Origin of the sequence: Bacillus sp. FSL H8-0547 (assembly GCA_038002745.1) — a bacterium.
Taxonomy (GTDB): Bacteria; Bacillota; Bacilli; order Bacillales; family Bacillaceae; genus Bacillus_P.
This window is the reverse complement of the sequence record JBBODD010000001.1, coordinates 3,999,752-4,022,644: the sequence shown is the minus strand read 5'-3', so window position 1 is coordinate 4,022,644 and position 22,893 is coordinate 3,999,752. Positions and strand designations below refer to the sequence as shown.

The window sequence follows — 22,893 nt, the reverse complement described above, 5'->3', positions numbered from 1 at the left end:
AAGACAAACTAACACTGTATTCCATTTAATTAGGAGGGGTTAGAATGTCTGTTTTAGATAACTGGGATCAGTGGAAAAATTTCCTCGGCGACCGTCTGCACCATGCTGAGGGCGACGGAATGAAACAAGAAGCTGTAGGCGACCTTGCTTATGAAATCGGAGATTACCTTGCAAAACAGGTAGACCCGAAAAATGATCAGGAAAAAGTTCTTGCAGATCTTTGGAGCGTTGCTTCTAAAGACGAGCAGCATGCCATTGCGAACATGATGGTAAAACTTGTCCAAAATAACGGCACAAGATAAGAGGGGACGCAGGTCCTCTCTTTTTTTTCTGCCTTTTCTTCAAAGATCAGACGCCTTTGTAGGTCTCAGTACCCTTTTTTTATTGTCAAGGAATTATTCTTTCCTCTTTTGGCAAAATGCTTTATGATATGGATATAGGTGCGACAGACCTTGTTTTGAAGGGGGTCCATAATTGGATATGCAGGAATGGTATTTAGAATATGAAATTCAGAAAAACCGTCCCGGGCTCCTCGGTGACATATCATCGCTTCTCGGGATGCTTTCCATTAATATCGTGACGATAAACGGTGTGGACGACAGCCGGAGGGGACTGCTGCTTAAATGCACGAATAACGAGCAGATTCAGCGGCTTGAATCCATTTTAAATACGATGGACCATATTAAAGTGACAAAATTAAGAAAACCGAAACTGAGGGATACACTTGCTGTCCGTCACGGAAGATACATACAAAGAGATGCGGATGACAAAAAAACGTTCAGGTTTGTCAGAGATGAACTTGGCCTGCTTGTTGATTTCCTTGCAGAGCTGTACAAGCAGGAAGGGCATAAGCTGATTGGAATCAGGGGCATGCCGAGAGTAGGGAAAACCGAATCTATTGTGGCATCAAGCGTGTGTGCGAATAAAAGATGGCTTTTTGTGTCGTCCACATTGCTCAAGCAAACGATCCGCAGCCAGCTGATTGCGGATGAATACAGTGTGGACAATGTGTTTATCATCGACGGGATCGTGTCGACACGCAGAGGCTCGGAGAAGCATTTGCAGCTAGTAAGGGAAATTATGCGGCTTTCAGCAACAAAAGTAGTGGAGCACCCTGATATGTTTGTGCAAAATACAGAGTATACACTAGATGATTTTGACTATATAATTGAACTTCGGAATGACCCGGATGAAAAGATTACATATGAGGAAGCAGCAGGGCCTCAAATGTTCGATGAATCGAGTTTTTCCGGGTTTGATTTTTAGAAGATATGGAAGGTGTTATGGTTGAGTGAATTAGGAAATCGACTGAAACAGGCGAGAGAAGAGCGGAAACTAAGTCTTGACGATCTCCAGGCAATAACAAAAATACAGAAGCGCTATCTGCTCGGCATAGAAGAGGGAAACTACGGCATGATGCCGGGAAACTTTTATGTGCGTGCCTTTATTAAGCAGTATGCAGAAGCGGTCGGTCTTGATCCGGAGAAAATTTTTGATGAATACAAAAATGAAATTCCCATTGTTCACACAGAGGAGACGATTGAGCTCTCCCGCGTGAAAACACATAAAGAGCTGCCGAAATCAGCATCAAAAGTTCTTGAATTCCTGCCGCGGATTCTGATTGTAGCGGTCGTCATTCTTGCAGCGGTCATCATCTGGATTACTGTTCAAAACAAGCCGGATTCAGCAGGACAGGCAGATCAGCCAAAGCAGACATCAAGCGGCGAAAATGAATACGATGCCATTGAAAGTCCTGAAGAGCCTAAGCCAAAAGAAACAGATACAGGCAGCGCTCCTGCCGAGGAAGAAAAGCCGGCTGAAGAAAAACCCGCCGAACCGGCTTCTGAAATCGTATTTAAAGAAACATCCGGCCGGAAAGCTGTTTATGAATTAACGAAAGCAGAGCAGTTCAAGCTTGATGTGACCTCATCCGGGACAACCTGGATTGAGATTCGCAACGCATCCGGCAAAAAGTTTTTCAGCGGCATGCTGAATAAAGGGAAAACCGAGTCTCATGACTTTACAAATGAAACGGAAGCTTTCATTGTCATCGGAAATGCATCCGCTGCCCAGATCAAAGTAAACGGCAAACCAGTTGAATACAAGATTGATCCGAAAAAAACAGTGAGACAAGATATGCAAATCGTATATACTAAGGAATAAAGTCATCTATAAGATGACTTTCTTTCATTCTTTTTGTCTTAGTGTACATACATTAACGTTTTGGAGGAAAACACATGAACTTGCCAAATAAGATAACCATTTCAAGAATTCTTTTAATCCCGGTATTTATGGTGATTATGCTTGCGCCATTTGACTGGGGAACCCTGTATGCAGGAGAGACCTCAATTCCTGTCACTCATTTAGCAGGCGCGATCCTGTTTATCATTGCTTCAACAACTGACTGGATTGACGGCTATTATGCCCGGAAGCTGAACATGGTCACAAACCTCGGCAAATTTCTTGATCCGCTCGCTGATAAGCTTCTTGTATCAGCCGCACTGATTATCTTAGTGGAGCTTGGTCTTGCCCCTTCCTGGATTGTCATTATTATTATCAGCCGTGAATTTGCAGTGACCGGTCTTCGTCTTGTACTTGCAGGAGAAGGAGAGGTCGTTGCTGCGAATATGCTCGGTAAAATTAAAACATGGGCACAGATTATCGCCATCTCCGCTTTGCTGCTGCACAATCTTCCGTTTTCCTATCTGTCTCTTCCTTTTGCAGATATAGCGTTATGGGTTGCATTATTTTTTACTGTTTATTCCGGTTGGGACTATTTCGCCAAAAACAAGGCTGCCCTTCTTTCTTCAAAGTAAAACACGCAGAGGAGAATGCACATGGCTACAAAAACAGAGATTATTGCGGTTGGATCTGAATTGCTGCTCGGGCAGATTGTCAATTCAAATGCCCAGTTCATCTCTCAGCAGCTTGCAGAGGACGGGATTAACGTCTATTACCATACAGTTGTGGGAGATAACCCGGGCAGGCTTGAGCAGGCAGTAAAAACAGCACAGGAACGTTCAAACATCATCGTGTTTACTGGAGGTCTCGGTCCGACCAAGGACGACCTCACAAAAGAAACCATCGCAAGCATGCTCGGGCGAAAACTCACAACAGACGAGGAAGCGCTGCGCAGCATCGAAGATTATTTTGTGAAAGTAAACCGCCCCATGTCAGAAAACAATAAAAAACAGGCCCTTGTCATTGAGGGCTCTGATATTCTGAGAAATGAACATGGCATGGCCCCGGGGATGGCCATTCAAACAGACGGCATCATCTATATGCTTCTTCCCGGGCCTCCAAGTGAAATGAAGCCGATGTTTCTGAAATTCGGACTTCCTTTTTTCAGAAAAGCACTTGGCAGAAACGATAAAATCATCTCAAGAGTTCTTCGTTATTTCGGAATTGGGGAATCCCAGCTTGAAACGGATATTCAGGATCTGATTGACGGACAATCAAACCCCACCATTGCACCTCTTGCAGGAGACGGGGAAGTGACCTTAAGACTGACAGCACGGCACCAGAATGAAGCTGAAGCTGTCAAACTGATAAATGATGCTGAAAAGGCGATAAACGAAAGAGTCGGCGCGTTTTTCTACGGATATGATCAGACGACGCTTGCAGAAGAGCTATTAAGGCATCTGAGGCAGCGGGGAATGACCATTTCTGCAGCCGAAAGTCTGACAGGAGGGCTGTTTTCAGATCAGCTTACAGCAGTTAAAGGCACATCAGACGTTTTTAAAGGAACGATTGTGTGCTATACAAATGAAGTGAAGGAATCCATGCTCGGAGTATCGAAAGAAACGCTTGAAGAGCATGGTGCCGTAAGCGGGCAATGCGCGCTTGAAATGGCAGAGCAGATCAGAAAGCTGACAGGGAGCGATATCGGGATAAGCTTTACAGGCATAGCGGGCGAAGAGCCTGTTGAAGGAAAAAAACCGGGCACTGTTTATATAGGTCTTGCCGTAAAGGGCAGGCAGACAGAGACGCATCAACTCCTGCTTGCAGGAAGCAGGAACGGCATACGCAAACGAACAGTAAAATACGGCTGCCATCTTGCGGTTAAAGCTTTAACAGAAAATACAGCAGAATAAGCTGTATTTTTCTTTTTGTCCATTTTCTAATTCGCATTGAGTGCATAAGAGGCTGCTCAAATCCCCCTTCAGAAATGCAAAATAGGATTTTACGTGTTTAAAAGAATCCAAATTTCTCTTTTCAATAAGGGGAAAATGAATTTTTCCATCCATTTCAATGTGCAAAAAAACGAATAAATGTTCGCTTTTTGCTTGTCAAACAGATAAAATAAAGGTATATTATTAATAGGTTAATAACTAAAGGAGGAAACTCAGTGAGCGATCGTCAGGCTGCCTTAGATATGGCACTTAAACAAATAGAAAAACAATTTGGTAAAGGTTCAATTATGAAACTCGGTGAACAGACCGACCGTAAAATCTCTACATCCCCAAGCGGTTCGCTTGCGCTGGATGCGGCTCTTGGAGTAGGCGGCTATCCGCGCGGAAGAATTGTTGAAATTTACGGACCAGAGAGCTCAGGTAAAACAACTGTTGCCCTTCATGCAATCGCTGAAGTTCAGGCTGCAGGGGGACAGGCTGCATTTATTGATGCTGAGCATGCCCTTGATCCTGTATATGCCCAGAAGCTTGGCGTCAACATTGATGAGCTTCTTCTTTCCCAGCCGGATACAGGCGAGCAGGCCCTTGAAATTGCCGAAGCGCTTGTCCGAAGCGGAGCTGTAGACATTCTGGTTGTCGATTCAGTGGCTGCCCTTGTTCCTAAAGCAGAAATTGAAGGAGAAATGGGAGATGCACACGTAGGTCTGCAGGCGCGTCTTATGTCACAGGCGCTCCGCAAACTCTCCGGTGCGATCAGCAAGTCGAAGACCATTGCCATTTTCATTAACCAGATCCGTGAAAAAGTCGGCGTCATGTTCGGAAATCCTGAAACGACGCCAGGCGGACGCGCTCTTAAATTCTACTCTTCTGTCCGTCTTGAAGTGCGCCGTGCAGAAACACTTAAACAGGGAAATGAAATGGTCGGAAACAAAACGAAAATTAAAGTCGTCAAGAACAAGGTTGCTCCTCCATTCCGTGTTGCAGAAGTTGACATCATGTACGGAGAAGGCATTTCCAAAGAGGGTGAGATCATCGACCTTGGAACGGAAAGCGATATTGTTCAAAAGAGCGGCTCATGGTATTCATATAATGATGAGCGCCTGGGACAGGGAAGAGAAAACGCAAAGATCTTCCTTAAGGAAAACCCGGCCATTCGCCTTGAGCTTCAGGAGAAAATCCGCAGCCACTACGGATTAGACGGCGACGCTGCTGTACCTGAAGAACAAGATGAACTGAATTTGCTCGAAGACTAAAAAAAGGGGCGTCCGCGCCTCTTTTTTGTATATTTTTGAATAAATGTTGGCAGAATGGTTGAAGTAAATGGGCGGAACTCCTGACTTTTCCTGTTTAAGAAATGTCAGGCAATGCCTGAAAATTCATAATTGCACTGAAAACGCCAGAATGACAGGCTTGACAAGAAAAATTCACACATTTACAATTGAGAAGTAATACTATTTTGTTAGAACTTTTTGCGAGGCACTATGAAAGCAGATGTTGACCTGCAGAACGGATTGCTGCAAGGTCTCCATGAAACCCTTAAGCTTTGTGCTGTATATTGAAGAATGTATGCAATGTACATGCCGACACTTAAATCTAGCAAGAAACAAGTTCATAGCAAGAGGAGGTGAAATGATGGATCCCATTACAATGATCATCTCCATTTTGCTTGGCCTAATCGTCGGTGCAGTTGTTGGCTATTTTGTTCGTAAATCCATTGCAGAAGCGAAGATTGCCGGTGCTAAAGGCACAGCTGAGCAGATTCTTGAAGATGCAAGGCGTGATGCAGAAGCAACGAAAAAAGAAGCGCTTCTTGAAGCAAAGGATGATATTCACAAGCTTCGCACAGAAGCCGAGCAGGAAATTCGTGAGCGACGAAATGAGCTGCAAAAACAAGAAAATCGCCTGTTACAAAAAGAAGAGAATCTAGACCGCAAGGATGAATCTTTGGACAAGCGCGAGAACATGCTTGAGAAAAAGGAAGATTCTCTGAATGAAAGACAACAGCATATTGAAGAGATGGAAAGCAAAGTGGACGAGATGGTGCGGAAACAGCAAGCTGAGCTTGAGCGCATTTCCAGCTTAACCCGTGAAGAGGCTAAGCAGATCATTCTTGAAAAGGTTGAAAATGAGCTTTCTCATGATATCGCCGTAACCGTTAAAGAAAGCGAAAATCGTGCGAAAGAAGAAGCGGATAAACGAGCGAAAGAAATCCTTTCCCTTGCTATCCAGCGTTGTGCAGCCGATCATGTGGCTGAAACAACGGTATCCGTCGTTAACCTGCCAAATGATGAAATGAAGGGACGCATCATTGGCCGTGAAGGACGAAATATTCGAACGCTTGAGACCCTGACAGGTATCGACCTGATTATTGATGATACTCCGGAAGCCGTTATTCTTTCCGGATTTGACCCAATTCGCAGGGAAACAGCAAGAATCGCATTGGACAAACTTGTGCAGGATGGACGCATTCATCCCGCGCGAATTGAAGAAATGGTTGAAAAATCCCGCCGTGAAGTGGATGAGTACATCCGCGAAGTTGGCGAACAGACAACCTTTGAAGTTGGCGTTCACGGACTTCACCCTGACTTGATCAAGATCATGGGCCGTCTGAAGTTCAGAACGAGCTACGGTCAAAATGTCCTGAAGCACTCCATGGAAGTTGCCTACCTCTCCGGCCTAATGGCTGCAGAGCTTGGCGAAGATGTTACTTTGGCAAAACGTGCAGGCTTGCTGCATGATATCGGTAAAGCAATCGACCATGAGGTAGAAGGAAGCCATGTTGAAATCGGTGTGGAACTTGCTACTAAGTACAAGGAGCATCCGGTTGTCATCAACAGTATTGCTTCTCACCATGGCGATCAGGAACCGACTTCCGTTATTGCGGTTCTGGTTGCGGCAGCAGATGCTTTATCTGCAGCACGTCCGGGCGCAAGAAGCGAAACGCTTGAAAATTATATTCGCCGACTTGAAAAACTTGAAGAGATTTCTGAATCGTACGAAGGTGTTGAAAAATCCTTCGCCATTCAGGCAGGCCGTGAAGTTCGCATCATGGTTAAGCCGGATACGATCGATGATCTACAGGCTCACCGTCTGGCACGTGATATCCGCAAGCGGATTGAAGAAGAGCTGGATTACCCAGGTCACATTAAAGTAACAGTCATTCGTGAAACAAGGGCTGTTGAATATGCAAAATAAAGCGATGCATCCCGCATCGCTTTATTTTTTGCCCGGAACTGAAATACAGGGGCCTACTTTAAGAAGATCTAAGCCAAACTAAAGAAAAAGACATATTTGCAGAGAGAAGGTTTTACAGCATGAAACTATTATTTGTCGGAGATGTCGTCGGCTCACCGGGCCGGGACATGATCAAAGAATATTTGCCAAAGCTTAAAAAGAAGTTCAGACCATCCTTAACTATCGTAAATGGAGAGAACGCTGCTCATGGAAAAGGACTCACACAGAAAATCTATCATGAGCTGATTCAGGCGGGAGCACAAGTCATTACGATGGGGAATCACACGTGGGATAAACGGGAGATTTTTGAATTTATTGAAGAGGTTCCTCATTTGATCCGCCCAGCCAATTTTCCTGAAGGGACACCAGGCGAAGGCATTACCTATATTAAAGCGGACGGAAAAGAAGTTGCTGTGATTAATCTTCAGGGCCGGACCTTTCTTGCTCCGATTGACTGTCCGTTTAAAAAAGCGGATGAGCTGATTGAGGAAGCTCGAAAACGAACACCTATTATCTTTGTAGATTTCCATGCTGAAGCTACAAGTGAAAAGCAGGCGATGGGCTGGTATCTGGACGGAAAGGCATCAGCTGTTGTCGGAACCCATACACACGTTCAGACGGCAGATGAACGGATTCTTGATCACGGGACTGCCTTTATTACAGATGTCGGCATGACAGGACCGTATGACGGCATACTCGGAGTTGAGCGGGAAGCTGTCATCAAACGCTTTTTAACAAGTCTGCCCGTCCGTTTTGAAGTAACGGAAGGCAAGGCGCAGCTGAGTGCAGTTGTAGTCGATATCAATGATAAAACAGGTAATGCATCAAAGATTGAACGGATTTTAATTAATGATGATCACATGTTTTTTGAATAGATCATTTATTTTGAAATTTTAGAAAAAATAAATGAACAAGCAGGAATACTCTTTCCCTCTAGTGAATATAGTATCAATGGAATGACTGTATAAGAGGTTTAGAAGGCTCATAAAGGGGATGAGCCCTCCGAACAGATCCGGTAATACACGATCCAATGTACATTCACGATCTATTGAAAACAAGGGGGATTCTAGAAATGGAAATATTAAAAGTTTCAGCAAAGTCCAATCCTAACTCCGTAGCGGGGGCTCTTGCAGGCGTTCTGCGGGAAAGAGGAGCTGCCGAGATACAGGCCATTGGCGCAGGCGCCCTTAATCAGGCCGTAAAAGCTGTAGCCATTGCCAGGGGATTTGTTGCCCCGAGCGGCGTTGACCTGATCTGCATACCCGCATTTACGGATATTCTCATTGATGGTGAAGAGCGTACTGCGATAAAATTAATTATTGAGCCTCGTTAAATAGAGAAGAGTACAGCCTGTTTGCGGGATACGCAAGCAGGCTTGTTTTTTCATAAATAAGGCCTTGCCGGAGAAGAGTTGATTTCTTATGCGTATCTTTGATGCTCATTGTGATCTGCTGTATAAGCTTTGGAAAGATCCTGAAAAGAGCGAATGGAACGATTTGAATCTTCACGTAACCATTGAGAAGCTCTTCAGATTTGGAGCGAAAATTCAGTGCTTTGCTATTTTTGTGCCAGTAGAGGCAGTTAATAAAAAAGAATGCGCGCTTGCACAGGCTGCCATTTTTCACGAGCGCATTCTTGAACGCTATGAAAAAATCAGGCTGATCAAAACAAAGCAGGATGCAGACCTCCTGAAGGAAGATGAAATCGGGGCCATCCTGACACTTGAAGGATTGGAACCCATCGGCCATGATCTTCAAATGCTGTCTGTTTTTTATCATCTGGGTGTAAGAGCAGCCGGGCTTACCTGGAATTTTGCAAACCTGCTTGCAGACGGCGCGCTCGAAACAAGGAATGCGGGACTTACCTTTTTTGGAAGGCATGCAGTTTCAAAACTGAATGCGTATAAAATGTGGACGGACGTTTCCCATTTGTCTGAGAGAAGTTTCTGGGATGTCATTGAACTGGCGGACTATCCGGTAGCAAGCCATTCCAATTCCTACGCTCTCTGTCCGCACCCGAGGAATTTAAAAGAAGATCAGCTGAAGGCGGTCGCTGAAAAAAAGGGAATCATCGGGATTACATTTGTTCCGCAGTTTACGGCGTCCCATGCACAAGCCGGCATGAAGCACATATTGAATCATCTTGATTATATTGTTGGCATTGTAGGGGAAGATGCGGTAGGATTCGGTTCGGATTTTGACGGAATTGACGAAACGGTAGAGGGTCTTGAAGGGTATGAGCAATATCCTTATCTCGTAAACACGCTTCTGAGGCACTATTCGGAAAGACAGACGGAAAAATTTCTTTGCCTTAATTTTATCAATGCGATTTCATTCTGACACAATAGATGGAAGATTTGAAAAAATCAAATAAATTCGCGGCGAAAACAGGTTTATTTGCCTGAAACGCTTGTTTTTTTCTCTTTATCGTTCTACAATTGTAACGTTTAGTACATAATCTGACGAAGTGTATCAGCTCTAAACAGAGCAAAAAATATATGAGTGTTTCTTAAGAAGGGGTGTAAGGCACATGATCAGTCAACTTTCATGGAAAGTTGGAGGACAGCAGGGCGAAGGTATTGAAAGTACAGGTGAAGTCTTTTCAATTGCTTTAAATAGAATGGGATATTATTTGTATGGGTACCGCCATTTTTCATCCCGAATCAAGGGCGGCCACACGAACAATAAAATTCGCGTAAGCACAACCCAAGTCCGCGCTATATCCGATGACCTTGATATATTAGTAGCTTTTGACCAGGAAACGATTGATGTGAATGTGTATGAGCTTCGCAAAGGCGGGCTTGTGATTGCAGATTCAAAATTTAATCCGACTATTCCGGATGACTGCAGCGCTGTCCTTTATTCTGTTCCATTTACAGAGATTGCAACAGAGCTTGGAACGTCTCTGATGAAAAACATGGTAGCGATAGGCGCAACAAGTGCGGTTCTTGACCTTGGAACAGAACAGTTCCAGAATGTTGTTCAGGAGATCTACGGAAGAAAAGGCCAGCAGATTGTCGAGAAGAACCTTGAGGCCATTGCAAAAGGCTCAAGTTACATGAAACAGGAGCTGCAGTTTGACCGCGATGATCTGTACCTTGAAAAAGCAGACGGAAACAAGCGCATGTTTATGATCGGAAATGATGCCATTGCACTCGGTGCTGTAGCAGGCGGGGCCCGGTTTATGGCTGCCTATCCGATTACTCCGGCTTCTGAAATTATGGAATACTTAATTAAAAAGCTGCCTGATTTTGGCGGAACGGTCATTCAGACTGAGGATGAAATTGCCGCATGTACAATGGCGATCGGAGCAAACTATGCCGGAACACGGACACTGACTGCTTCAGCAGGGCCTGGACTGTCATTAATGATGGAGGCAATCGGATTATCCGGTATCACCGAACAGCCGCTTGTCATCGTGGATACGCAGCGCGGAGGCCCGAGTACAGGTCTTCCGACTAAGCAGGAACAGTCAGATCTGATGGCCATGATTTACGGAACACACGGGGAGATCCCTAAGATTGTGATGGCGCCAAGTACGGTTCAGGAAGCTTTTTATGATACCATCGAAGCCTTCAACCTTGCAGAGGAATACCAGTGTCCGGTCATCCTTCTCACAGACCTTCAACTGTCACTGGGCAAACAGACGGTCGAACCGTTAGACTATGATAAAATTCAGATCCGCCGCGGCAAGCTCGTTCAGGAAGAACTTCCGGAAATCGAAAACAAAGGATATTTCAAACGCTTTGAAGTGACAGATGACGGCGTTTCTCCGCGTGTTCTGCCAGGTATGAAGAACGGCATTCACCACGTGACAGGTGTTGAGCATGATGAGACAGGAAAGCCTTCAGAAGTGGCAACGAACCGGAAAGCCCAGATGGACAAACGTCTCAGAAAGCTTTCAGCCATGAGGTTTGATACGCCTGTTCATCAGAATCTGATTCACCCTGAACCAGATGTTTTATTTGTCGGCTTTAACTCAACGAGAGGAACAATCGAAGAGGCAATGGTACGCCTTGAAAAGGACGGCGTGAAAGCAAATCACGCACATGTCCGCCTTCTTCATCCATTCCCGGCAGATGAAATGCTTCCGCTTGTTAAGGCAGCAAAAAAAGTCGTTGTAGTCGAAAACAACGCGACTGGCCAGCTTGCCAGCCTGATCAAAATGAATGTCGGCCATGCAGAGAAAATTTCCTCGATCTTAAAATACGATGGAAATCCGCTCTTGCCGCATGAAGTTCATTCAAAATGCAAGGAGTTGTTCTAAATGGCGACATTTAAAGAATTTCGAAATAATGTAAAACCAAACTGGTGTCCGGGTTGCGGAGACTTCTCCGTGCAGGCTGCCATTCAGCGCGCTGCCGCAAATGCAGGCCTTGAGCCGGATCAGCTTGCCGTTGTATCAGGCATCGGATGTTCCGGACGTATTTCAGGATATATTAATGCGTATGGGTTCCACGGCATTCACGGCCGCTCCCTCCCGATCGCCCAGGGCGTTAAAATGGCGAATAAAGATTTGACGGTTATCGCCTCCGGCGGTGACGGCGACGGGTTTGCCATCGGCATGGGACATACCATTCATGCGATCAGAAGAAACATTGATGTCACTTATATCGTGATGGACAATCAGATCTACGGCCTGACAAAAGGCCAGACATCACCGCGAAGCGATGTCGGATTCAAAACGAAGAGTACACCTAAAGGGTCCATAGAATCTTCTCTTTCTGTTATGGAAATGGCTCTTACAGCAGGTGCAACGTTTGTGGCCCAGAGCTTTTCAACCGACTTAAAAGACTTGACAGCCATTATTGAAGCGGGAATTAAACATAAAGGCTTCTCGCTGATCAATGTATTCAGCCCTTGCGTAACGTACAACAAAATCAACACGTATGACTGGTTCAAGGAAAATCTCACAAAGCTTGCAGACATCGAAGGATATGATCCTTCTAACCGGATGCAGGCCATGCAGACGCTGATGGAGAAAAACGGTCTTGTAACAGGACTGATTTACCAGAATGCCAATCAGCCGTCCTATCAGGAGCTCGTTCACAATTACAGCGAAGAGCCGCTGTCTCATGCAGACCTGAAAATCAGCGAAGAGAAGTTTAACGAACTTCTTGCCGAATTTATGTAAGCCAGAAAACGTCTATCTCCGGATAGGCGTTTTTAAGTGTTTTTGAGTCAGATCAAACTCGTTTGCAAAACTTTTTCTGCACTTTTTTCCGAGTGTGTGCAAGTGTCTTTTTGAAGAGGACACCCATCTTTACACTGCTTTTCAAGGATGATAAACTTCAACTATGATAACGTATTAAGCAGTTTTTTAAGCAGGGAGTGTTCTTTGTGAATGGAAAAATGAAAGCGGTTGTGAAGCATCACAGAGGATTTGGAGCCGAGCTGAAAATGGTGGATATTCCTCAGATTAACGATCACGAAGTACTGATTAAAGTAAAAGCTACGTCCATCTGCGGGACAGATGTTCATATTTATACGTGGGATGCCTGGTCGGAAAGCCGTGTAAATCCTCCATATGTTTTTGGCCATGAATTCTCCGGAGAGGTTGCGCAGGTTGGAAGCAAAGTGACAAACGTTGAGGTTGGAGATTTTGTTTCTGCTGAAACGCACCTTGTATGCTACGAATGTCCGCAATGTCTGACAGGAAACTATCATATCTGTAAAAATACGAAGATTATCGGCGTCGACACAGACGGCTGTTTTGCAGAATACGTGGCGCTTCCGGCAGTTAACCTCTGGAAAAATCCGAAGGAAATGCCGTTTGATACAGCGTCCATACAGGAGCCGATGGGAAATGCCGTACATACTGTCCTTGCCGGTGATGTAGCAGGCAAAAGCGTCGCTGTTATTGGCTGCGGTCCGATCGGCATCATGGCAGCAGGCGTTGCAAAAGCTGCAGGAGCATCACAGGTGATTGCGCTCGATTTAAATGACTACAGGTTGAATCTTGCAAAAGAAATGGGAGCAACAGCCGTCATCAATTCCAAGGATGAGAATCCGCTTGAAAGAATCAGCGAATTGACCGACGGAAATGGCGTCGATGTTGTGTGCGAAATGTCCGGCCACCCGGCTGCGATGGATCAGGGGTTCAAGATGGTGACAAACGGCGGCCGTGTGTCCATTTTAAGTCTCCCGGTCCGGCCTGTAGAGATTGATGTTACGAATGATATTGTATTTAAAGGTATAACCGTACAGGGCATAACAGGCAGAAAAATGTATGAAACATGGCAGCAGGTTTCGCGTCTTTTAAAATCAGGCCAGGTTGATGTCACGCCGCTGATTACCCATCACTTCCCGCTTGAAGACTTTGAAAAAGGCTTCAATTTAATGATCGAAGGAAATTGTGGTAAAGTCGTATTACATCCTTAAACATGAACTGGAGGGGCTATGATGAAAGGGTTTGAATACTTACAGGCAGAACTTGATGAAATGAAACAAAACGGGACGTTCCGAAAATTGATTCCGCTCGAATCTGATCAAAAGTCAAAAGTCGTTATCGGAGGAAAAGAACTGATTCAGCTTTCTTCAAACAACTATCTTGGGCTCACCACACATCCAAGACTTGTAAAAGCATCAGTAGAAGCTGCCCAAAAATACGGGGCCGGAACTGGCTCGGTCAGAACAATCGCAGGAACATTCTCCATGCATGAAGAGCTTGAGCAAAAGCTTGCCGAGTTTAAGCATACGGAAGCAGCGCTTGTGTTTCAGTCCGGTTTTACAACAAACCAGGGCGTGCTGTCTTCTATTCTGACAAAAGAAGATGTGGTCATTTCTGATGCTTTAAACCATGCATCCATCATTGATGGCATCAGACTGACTAAAGCAGCCCGCAAAGTGTATAATCACGTGGATATGGCTGACCTTGAACGCGCATTGAAAGAATCAGCAGACTTCCGTGTCCGCATCATTGTGACAGACGGTGTTTTCTCAATGGACGGCAATATCGCTCCGCTTCCGGAGATTGTCGAGCTTGCTGAAAAATATGACGCCCTCGTTATGGTTGATGATGCGCATGCTTCAGGTGTACTCGGCAAAAATGGCCGCGGCACAGTTAATCATTTTGGTCTTGACGGACGTGTACATATTCAGGTGGGAACATTAAGCAAAGCGGTAGGAGTTCTTGGCGGATACGTCGCAAGTACACGAACGCTGATTGACTACCTTATTCAAAAAGGACGCCCGTTCTTATTCAGCACATCTCATCCTCCTGCTGTCACAGCAGCATGCATGGAAGCAATCAATGTATTGCTTGAAGAGCCTGAGCTGATTGACAAGCTTTGGGAGAATGCAAAGTTTTTCAAAAAGGGTCTTGAAGATCTTGGTTTTGACACCGGGAAAAGCGAAACTCCGGTTACGCCTGTCATTGTCGGTGATGAAGCGCTGTCTCATCAATTCTCTGATAAACTGAGAGAATACGGCGTCTTTGCTCAGGGAATCGCATTCCCTACAGTTGCAAAAGGGCAGGCCCGCGTACGCACAATCGTCACAGCTGAGCACTCAACCGAAGAGCTTCAGCAGGCACTGGACATTTTTGAAAAAGCGGCAAAAGAGCTGAACATCCTTAAGTAATCGAAAAGAGAGGCTCGCAGCCTCTCTTTTTTTGCCGCAGTCAGAAGCCCTGCTTTTCTTTTTTTTCTCAATCATTTACTATAGACGTATGTCCTTTCTGAATATTTTATTGTTTTGTTCTTTAAGAACAGATATACTATAAAATTGGTATACTCTCACCCTGAGTGAGACGGTTTGAAAGGCCTGAAAGGAGACTGTTTTACATGAATGAAAAGCAGCGTCTGGAAAGCACGCAGGTAACGCCTTCGGACAAAAAATCCGAGAAGGATTACAGCAAGTATTTCCAGGCCGTGTACATGCCTCCTTCTTTAAAGGATGCTAAAAAACGCGGTAAAGAAGAAGTGAAATATCAAAATGATTTTAAAATCTCAGAAGAATTCAGAGGCCTCGGCAACGGAAAGAAATTCCTGATCAGAACGTACGGCTGTCAAATGAACGAGCACGATACGGAAGTAATGGCCGGGATTTTTACTGCACTTGGATATGAAGTAACAGCCGCAGCAGAAGATGCTGATGTGATTCTTTTAAATACATGTGCCATCCGTGAAAATGCAGAAAACAAAGTGTTTGGCGAAATCGGCCACTTAAAAGCGCTGAAACGCGAAAGACCGGGCCTTCTGATCGGCGTCTGCGGATGCATGTCCCAGGAAGAATCGGTTGTTAACCGGATTATGAAAAAGCATCAGCATGTGGACATGATCTTCGGCACACATAACATTCACCGCCTGCCGAATATTCTTAGCGATGCCTATATGTCCAAAGAAATGGTCATTGAGGTCTGGTCTAAAGAAGGCGATGTGATTGAAAATCTGCCGCGCGAACGCAAAGGCAAAATAAAAGCATGGGTCAACATTATGTTCGGCTGCGATAAGTTCTGCACGTACTGCATCGTTCCGTACACCCGCGGAAAAGAACGCAGCAGACGTCCGGAAGAAATTATTCATGAAGTAAGACAGCTTGCAGCAAGCGGCTATAAAGAAATTACCCTGCTTGGACAGAACGTAAATGCATACGGCAAAGACTTTGAAGACATGGAATACGGACTTGGCGATCTGATGGATGAAATCCGCAAGATTGACGTAGCCCGTGTCCGGTTTACAACAAGTCATCCGCGCGATTTTGATGATCATCTGATTGAGGTCCTTGCAAAAGGCGGAAATCTTCTTGATCATATCCATCTTCCTGTACAGTCTGGAAGCTCGGAAGTGCTGAAGCTAATGGCGCGCAAATACGACCGTGAAAAGTATATGACACTCGTCAAGAAAATCAAGGAAGCGATTCCAACGGCTTCTTTAACGACGGATATCATCGTCGGATTCCCGAACGAAACAGATGAGCAGTTTGAAGAAACGCTCTCTATGTACCGCGAAGTGGAATTTGACAGTGCGTACACGTTCATTTACTCTCCGCGCGAAGGAACGCCTGCAGCGAAAATGCAGGATAATGTTCCGATGGAAGTGAAAAAAGCACGCCTGCAAAAACTGAACAAACTGGTTAATGAGATCTCAGCGAAAAAAATGATGGAATATGAAGGACAGGTTGTGGAAGTCCTTGTTGAGGGCGAAAGCAAAAACAACCCTGAAGTGCTTGCCGGGTATACATCAAAAAGCAAGCTTGTAAACTTCAGAGGTCCAAAATCAGCCATCGGCGAGATTGTAAAAGTGAAGATTACGAAAGCAAAAACATGGTCTTTAGACGGGGAAATGGCAGAAGAAGCAATAGAGGTGAAATAGGGGGATGACAGTGTATACTAAAGAAGAAATCGTGGCCAGAGCACGTGAATTGGCGCAAATGGTAGCTGATACAAAGGAAGTTGAGTTCTTCAAAAAAGCAGAAGCTCAAATTAACGAGAATCAGAAAATCCGCGAAAAAGTAGCAAGCATTAAAAGCCTTCAAAAACAGGCAGTCAATTTTCAGCACTACAGCAAGCAGGAAGCTCTTAAACAAGTAGAAGACAAAATTGACAAACTTCAGGAAGAACTCGATGAACTTCCGATCATTCAGGAGTTCAAGGAATCTCAAGTTGAAGTAAATGATCTGCTCCAGCTGATCGCCGTTACAATATCAAATCATGTAACAGACGAAATTATCCGCACGACAGGCGGAGACCTTCTGAGCGGGGAAACAGGTTCAAAAGTGAATAACTCACCCGGCTCAGCCTGCAGCAGCTGAAAAAATGTCCTTTCTGTGAAAACAGGAAGGACATTTTTTTTATTCAATTATCAATTTAAATCATGTTCTAAATAATCACGTTGGCTGTTCAATAACGGTTAATTGAACTAATAGGAATTGAAACAGCACGATTTCAGTGAAAAAACCGTAAAAATCTCTAACAAAACTATGTTCCAAATAATCATATATAAAACCGCAGCCAGCAAAGGCCAAACCCGCCTTTGCTGAAAACCTCTACTAAAATGAACGGCTGTATCATATTTATAGGACGAACAAGATTTTATCCTATATGCCTGCAGCACAGCGGGAATTGGGTTTTCTTTTAAATTTTTAGGCACATTTCTGGGCGTACACGCATAGAATGAAGTATACCGATTCATGTATTGGCGGTACCTATTATTTATTCCTTTTAAGCAGCAGCACAAACCATACTAGCCCAGCATAGGATTAAATGAAGATGATTGAGGAGGGTATGTACGAATGGCTGAATACAGAGAAATAATCACGAAAGCGATAGTTGCGAAAGGCAAAAAGTTTACTCAATCCACCCACAGCATTGCTCCTTCGCAAAAGCCGACAAGCATTCTGGGCGGCTGGCTGATCAACCATAAATATGATGCAAAAAAGGTTGGGAAAACAGTCGAGGTAGAAGGTACTTATGACATCAATGTCTGGTATTCGTATGCAGACAATACGAAAACAGAAGTTGTCACAGAAAAAGTTTCATATGTTGACGTCATTAAGCTGAAATATAAAGATAACAACTTTCTTGACGATGAACATGAAGTGATTGCAAAAGTGATGCAGCAGCCTAACTGCATGGAGGTTAACATTTCTCCTAACGGCAGCAAAGTTGTCGTTTCAGCTGAGCGTGAGTTTTTGGCAGAGGTTGTCGGAGAAACAAAAGTGGTTGTTGCCATCAACAACGAAGGCTTTGTTGAATCAGATGAGGACTGGGAAGAGGATCTTGACGATGAGTTTGAAGACCTGAATCCTGAATTTCTTGTAGGCGGAGACGAAGAGTAAGAGGAAACTGGGGAGAATTATCTTCCTGGTTTTTTCTTTGGCAAAAACTCGAGCTTCTAGTATTCCCCAAACCAAAATTACTGGCATCTATGCTATAATTAAGGTTGTTTTGAAACGCAAGGTTAATGGGGGATTACAATGGCAGCATATACGCCGATGATACAGCAATATTTAAAGATAAAGGCAGAGTATCAGGATGCCTTTTTATTTTTTCGCCTAGGCGACTTTTATGAAATGTTTTTTGAAGATGCTAAAAAAGCATCTGCTGAACTTGAAATCACACTGACGAGCAGAGACGGAGGCAGTGCCGACAGAATTCCAATGTGCGGCGTTCCGTATCACTCTGCACCAGGATATATTGAAACATTGATTGAGAAAGGCTACAAAGTGGCCATTTGTGAACAGACGGAAGATCCTAAACAGGCTAAAGGTGTTGTGCGCAGGGAAGTCGTTCAGCTGATCACACCGGGAACAGTCATGAATGGCAAAGGCCTTCAGGAAAGAGAAAACAATTACATAGCCTCTGTATCCGAGTTCTCATCCTGCTTCGGATTTGCTGTTACGGATCTGTCTACCGGAGAAAACCAGGTCACTCTTTTAAACGGATTTGATGAAGTGATCAATGAGATGTATTCACTGAATGTAAGAGAGCTTGTCGCAGATCCTGACTTTCCGCAGGACGTACTGAAAAAGGTGACAGAGAGATCAAAAGTGACAATTTCTTTTCAGTCTGCAGAAAAATGGGATGCTTTTGCCCCCATTATGGACCACCTGACAGATGACCGGCTGAAAGAGACATTTGGCAGACTGTGCACTTATCTGCAGAAAACGCAGAAAAGAAGCCTCGATCACCTGCAAAAAGTAAAAGTGTACAAGCTTCAGGATTTTATGAAGATTGATATCTATTCAAAAAGAAATCTTGAATTGACAGAAACGATCCGTTCCAAAGGCAAAAAAGGATCGCTCTTATGGCTGCTTGATGAGACGAAAACAGCTATGGGCGGACGGATGCTGAAACAATGGATTGACAGGCCGCTGCTGTCTAAAACGGAAATAGAAAGCCGTCTCGATACGGTTCAGACGCTGCTGAATCACTATTTTGAACGCGAGGATCTCAGAGAGAAACTGAGAGAAGTGTACGATCTTGAACGCCTTGCAGGCCGAGTCGCTTTCGGCAGCGTCAATGCAAGGGATTTGATTCAGCTTAAAAAATCACTGCAGCAGGTTCCTGCTATTAAAGAAGTTTTATCCGGGATAAATCACGCTGCGCTTCGTGAAATGGAGCACAAGATTGATCCATGCACAGAGCTGTGTGAATTGCTTGACACTGCCCTTGTTGAAAACCCGCCTCTTTCGATAAAAGACGGAAACATTATGAAGGATGGGTTTCATGAACAGCTTGATCAATTCAGGGATGCAAGCAGAAACGGGAAGTCATGGATCGCGGAGCTTGAACAGCAGGAGAGAGTCCGCACTGGCATTAAATCACTGAAAATCGGATACAATCGTGTGTTCGGATACTATATTGAGGTTACCCGGGCAAATGCCCATTTACTTGAAGAGGGAAGATATACACGCAAACAGACACTTACGAATGCTGAACGGTTTATTACTCCTGAACTCAAGGAAAAAGAAACACTCATTCTTGAAGCAGAAGAAAAAATGGTTGATATCGAATACCAGCTGTTTACTGAACTGAGAGAACAGGTCAAACGCTATATTCCAAACCTGCAGTCTCTTGCCAAGTGCTTAAGCGAACTGGACGTCCTCCAGTGTTTTGCTGTTATCAGTGAAAAGCGCCATTATACAAAACCTCTGTTCTCAGATGGCGAACTGTTCATCAAAGACGGAAGACACCCGGTTGTTGAGAAAGTGATGAATTCACAGGAGTATGTTCCAAACGACTGCTATTTCTCGAACGATCGCGGAATGCTTTTAATTACGGGTCCGAATATGTCCGGTAAAAGCACCTACATGAGACAAGTGGCCCTGACGAGTATTCTTGCGCAAATCGGCTGTTTTGTTCCGGCTTCAGAGGCGGTGCTTCCGGTCTTTGACCAGATCTTCACAAGAATTGGAGCTGCCGATGATTTAATATCAGGACAAAGTACATTTATGGTCGAAATGCTTGAAGCCAAAAATGCGATTGTCCATGCAACCGGCAAAAGCCTGATTCTGTTCGATGAGATCGGCAGGGGAACATCCACATATGACGGCATGGCATTGGCCCAGGCAATTATTGAGCATATTCATCACCATATTGGAGCAAAAACACTCTTTTCCACGCACTATCATGAGCTTACAAGTCTTGCAGATGAACTGCCGATGCTTCAAAACGTTCATGTATCAGCGGTTGAAGAGAATGGAAAAGTTGTGTTTCTTCATAAAATTAAAGAAGGTCCTGCAGATAAAAGCTACGGAATTCATGTTGCAGAACTGGCAGAACTCCCACAGAACCTGATCAAGAGGGCAAAAGAAATTCTTGAAGGACTGGAGGGGGAACAAACGGTCAAAGCTCCTGCTGCCGTTCAGGAAAAAAGGGAAACCTTCGAAAAAACGGATGATGCCCAGCTGTCTTTCTTCAGTGAGCAGCCGGCCAGAAAAGAAAGCGGCAGACAGGCTCCCAAAAAAGATCTTCTTGTACTTGAGCAAATCCGGGCCATCAATCTGCTTGAAATGACGCCGCTTGATGCAATGAATGAGTTGTATCAGCTGCAAAAAAAATTAAAATAGCTGGAAGGTGAATAGGATGGGGAAAATAGTCCGCCTAGACGATTCACTGTCAAATAAAATCGCTGCCGGTGAAGTAGTAGAGCGTCCGGCTTCTGTCGTAAAGGAACTGGCAGAAAACAGCATAGATGCCGGAAGCACCGTGATTGAAATTCACGTGGAAGAAGCCGGCCTTGCAAAAATCCGCATTATCGACAATGGGGAAGGCATTCAGCCCGAAGACTGCCTTAATGCTTTTCACAGACATGCGACAAGCAAAATCAAAGATGAGAATGACCTGTTCCGCATCAGAACACTTGGTTTCCGGGGAGAAGCTCTTCCGAGTATCGCGTCCGTATCGCATATTGAGCTTAAAACAAGCACAGGTGACGGAGCGGGAACACGAATGGTTCTAAAAGGCGGAAAAGTGGAAGTGCACGAATCAGCCTCAAGCAGAAAAGGCAGCGACCTCACTGTGTCGAATCTGTTTTTCAATACACCTGCACGGCTGAAATATGTAAAGACAGTTCATACAGAGCTCGGGAATATAACAGATGTTGTGAACCGTCTGGCACTGTCCAATCCAAATGTATCATTTAAGCTGACTCATAACGGGAAACAGCTGCTTCATACGAGCGGCAACGGGGACGTGCGCCAGGTCATTGCAGGCATATACGGCCTTCCGATTGCCAAAAAGATGATTCCAATCCATCTGCAGTCACTTGATTTTGAAGTAAAAGGTTTTATCTCTCTTCCGGAAATAACAAGAGCTTCAAGAAACTACATTTCTACGATTGTTAATGGCAGATTCATCAAGAATTATCCGCTAGTAAAAGCGATTCAGCAGGGGTATCATACGCTTTTGCCGATTGGACGGTTCCCTGTCGTTTTTCTTGAAATACAAATGGATCCGATACTTGTGGATGTTAATGTGCATCCTGCCAAGATGGAAGTGCGCCTCAGCAAGGAAGCTGAATTGAATGAACTGATAACAAGCGGAATCAAACAAGCATTTTCAAAAAAACAGCTGATACCGGATGCCGCACTGCCGAAGCGAAAAGAAAAAGCACCGGAAGAACAGCAAAGCTTTACATTCAGCCACGTCAAAAAAGACGAACCCATTTTACCGGTGAGGAAGACAGAATCACAGGCCGTCGCCTTTCAAGTAAAGGAGGATTTTCCTATTGCTGCGGGAGAGGAAGCAGACTATTCCTCTGAAGCTGGTGATGAAACTCTGACGATAACAGAGGAAGCAGCAGTGGAGAAGGAGTACACAGACCGGGGCGCAGATCATTCAAGCACTGAATCCCTTATTCCGGTCCTTTATCCAATCGGCCAAATGCACGGCACATATATCCTCGCCCAAAATGAGAACGGACTCTATATAATTGATCAGCATGCTGCACAGGAACGGATTAATTATGAATATTATAAAGAAAAAGTGGGACAGGTCGCTTCAGAAGTTCAGGAGCTCCTCGTTCCCATCACGCTGCATTACTCAGCGGATGAAGCAGTCATTTTGACAGAGAAAATGCCTGAACTTGCCCAGGTCGGAATTTTTCTGGAGCCTTTTGGAGGAAACAGCTTTATCGTCCGTTCACACCCTCAGTGGTTTCCAAAAGGAGAAGAAGGAAGCATCATTGAAGAAATGATACAGGAAGTCCTTGATCATCGGCAGGCAGACGTTAAAAAAATCAGAGAAGAAGCGGCCATCATGATGAGCTGCAAAGCAGCGATAAAAGCAAACCATCATCTCCGCCAGGATGAAATATTTGCGCTGCTTGAAACCCTGAGAAAAACGGCAGATCCCTTTACATGTCCCCACGGCAGACCCATTATCATTCATCATTCCATTTATGAAATGGAAAAGATGTTTAAGCGCATTATGTGAAACAAGCCCCGCACTGATCTGTGCGGGGCTTGTTTTCGTCATTAGAACCTATCTGCAAAAAATCCTGAAAAATCACTTTTGTCCAGCAGAATCCCAAAAAAGAAACCGGCATAAATAATAGCTGAAAATCCGCAGTATTCCGTTACTG

The 22,893-nt window shown here is 44.6% G+C and carries 19 protein-coding genes; all 19 read left to right on the top strand.

Annotation, left to right across the window (positions count from 1 at the left end):
• Window positions 1-44 precede the first annotated feature (44 nt).
• Window positions 45-302 carry a DUF3243 domain-containing protein gene (locus MHB63_20270; protein ID MEK3808869.1) on the top strand — a complete coding sequence of 86 codons (258 nt, stop codon included), beginning with the start codon at window positions 45-47 and terminating at the stop codon, window positions 300-302.
• 172 nt (window positions 303-474) lie between these two features.
• A complete protein-coding gene (locus MHB63_20265) occupies window positions 475-1,266 on the top strand; it encodes a YmfK family protein (GenBank protein ID MEK3808868.1) in 792 nt (263 codons plus the stop codon).
• Window positions 1,267-1,287: 21 nt separating this feature from the next.
• A complete protein-coding gene (locus MHB63_20260) occupies window positions 1,288-2,163 on the top strand; it encodes a RodZ family helix-turn-helix domain-containing protein (protein ID MEK3808867.1) in 876 nt (291 codons plus the stop codon).
• A gap of 74 nt (window positions 2,164-2,237) precedes the next feature.
• Window positions 2,238-2,816, top strand: a complete 579-nt coding sequence (pgsA, locus tag MHB63_20255) for a CDP-diacylglycerol--glycerol-3-phosphate 3-phosphatidyltransferase (protein ID MEK3808866.1) — start codon at window positions 2,238-2,240, stop codon at window positions 2,814-2,816.
• 15 nt (window positions 2,817-2,831) lie between these two features.
• The gene (locus MHB63_20250; GenBank protein ID MEK3808865.1) at window positions 2,832-4,094 is read left to right on the top strand and encodes a competence/damage-inducible protein A; all 1,263 of its coding nucleotides are present in this window, start codon (window positions 2,832-2,834) and stop codon (window positions 4,092-4,094) included.
• Window positions 4,095-4,348: 254 nt separating this feature from the next.
• Window positions 4,349-5,386 (top strand): recombinase RecA, encoded by a 1,038-nt coding sequence (gene recA, locus MHB63_20245; protein MEK3808864.1) that lies wholly within the window; start codon window positions 4,349-4,351, stop codon window positions 5,384-5,386.
• 379 nt (window positions 5,387-5,765) lie between these two features.
• Complete coding sequence (gene rny, locus MHB63_20240; GenBank protein MEK3808863.1) at window positions 5,766-7,328, top strand: ribonuclease Y; 1,563 nt, start codon at window positions 5,766-5,768, stop codon at window positions 7,326-7,328.
• 119 nt (window positions 7,329-7,447) lie between these two features.
• A complete protein-coding gene (locus tag MHB63_20235; GenBank protein ID MEK3808862.1) occupies window positions 7,448-8,242 on the top strand; it encodes a TIGR00282 family metallophosphoesterase in 795 nt (264 codons plus the stop codon).
• A 197-nt stretch (window positions 8,243-8,439) separates the two neighbouring features.
• A complete protein-coding gene (gene spoVS, locus MHB63_20230; protein ID MEK3808861.1) occupies window positions 8,440-8,700 on the top strand; it encodes a stage V sporulation protein SpoVS in 261 nt (86 codons plus the stop codon).
• Window positions 8,701-8,788: 88 nt separating this feature from the next.
• Window positions 8,789-9,706: a dipeptidase gene (locus MHB63_20225; protein MEK3808860.1), complete on the top strand. Its 918-nt coding sequence runs from the start codon at window positions 8,789-8,791 to the stop codon at window positions 9,704-9,706.
• Window positions 9,707-9,896: 190 nt separating this feature from the next.
• A complete protein-coding gene (locus tag MHB63_20220) occupies window positions 9,897-11,633 on the top strand; it encodes a 2-oxoacid:acceptor oxidoreductase subunit alpha (GenBank protein ID MEK3808859.1) in 1,737 nt (578 codons plus the stop codon).
• Window positions 11,634-12,500, top strand: coding sequence for a 2-oxoacid:ferredoxin oxidoreductase subunit beta (locus MHB63_20215; GenBank protein ID MEK3808858.1), 867 nt, complete (start codon window positions 11,634-11,636; stop codon window positions 12,498-12,500).
• Between the two features lie 206 nt (window positions 12,501-12,706).
• Window positions 12,707-13,747, top strand: coding sequence for an L-threonine 3-dehydrogenase (gene tdh, locus MHB63_20210; protein MEK3808857.1), 1,041 nt, complete (start codon window positions 12,707-12,709; stop codon window positions 13,745-13,747).
• 21 nt (window positions 13,748-13,768) lie between these two features.
• Entirely contained in the window at window positions 13,769-14,947 is a 1,179-nt protein-coding gene (locus MHB63_20205) for a glycine C-acetyltransferase (protein MEK3808856.1), read from the top strand.
• A gap of 203 nt (window positions 14,948-15,150) precedes the next feature.
• The gene (gene miaB, locus MHB63_20200) at window positions 15,151-16,680 is read left to right on the top strand and encodes a tRNA (N6-isopentenyl adenosine(37)-C2)-methylthiotransferase MiaB (protein ID MEK3808855.1); all 1,530 of its coding nucleotides are present in this window, start codon (window positions 15,151-15,153) and stop codon (window positions 16,678-16,680) included.
• A gap of 4 nt (window positions 16,681-16,684) precedes the next feature.
• Window positions 16,685-17,119, top strand: coding sequence for a RicAFT regulatory complex protein RicA family protein (locus tag MHB63_20195; GenBank protein ID MEK3808854.1), 435 nt, complete (start codon window positions 16,685-16,687; stop codon window positions 17,117-17,119).
• Between the two features lie 480 nt (window positions 17,120-17,599).
• On the top strand, window positions 17,600-18,145 hold the full coding sequence (cotE, locus tag MHB63_20190; protein MEK3808853.1) for an outer spore coat protein CotE: 546 nt from the start codon (window positions 17,600-17,602) through the stop codon (window positions 18,143-18,145).
• A gap of 138 nt (window positions 18,146-18,283) precedes the next feature.
• A complete protein-coding gene (mutS, locus tag MHB63_20185) occupies window positions 18,284-20,878 on the top strand; it encodes a DNA mismatch repair protein MutS (protein ID MEK3808852.1) in 2,595 nt (864 codons plus the stop codon).
• Between the two features lie 16 nt (window positions 20,879-20,894).
• A complete protein-coding gene (mutL, locus tag MHB63_20180; protein ID MEK3808851.1) occupies window positions 20,895-22,745 on the top strand; it encodes a DNA mismatch repair endonuclease MutL in 1,851 nt (616 codons plus the stop codon).
• Window positions 22,746-22,893 lie beyond the last annotated feature (148 nt).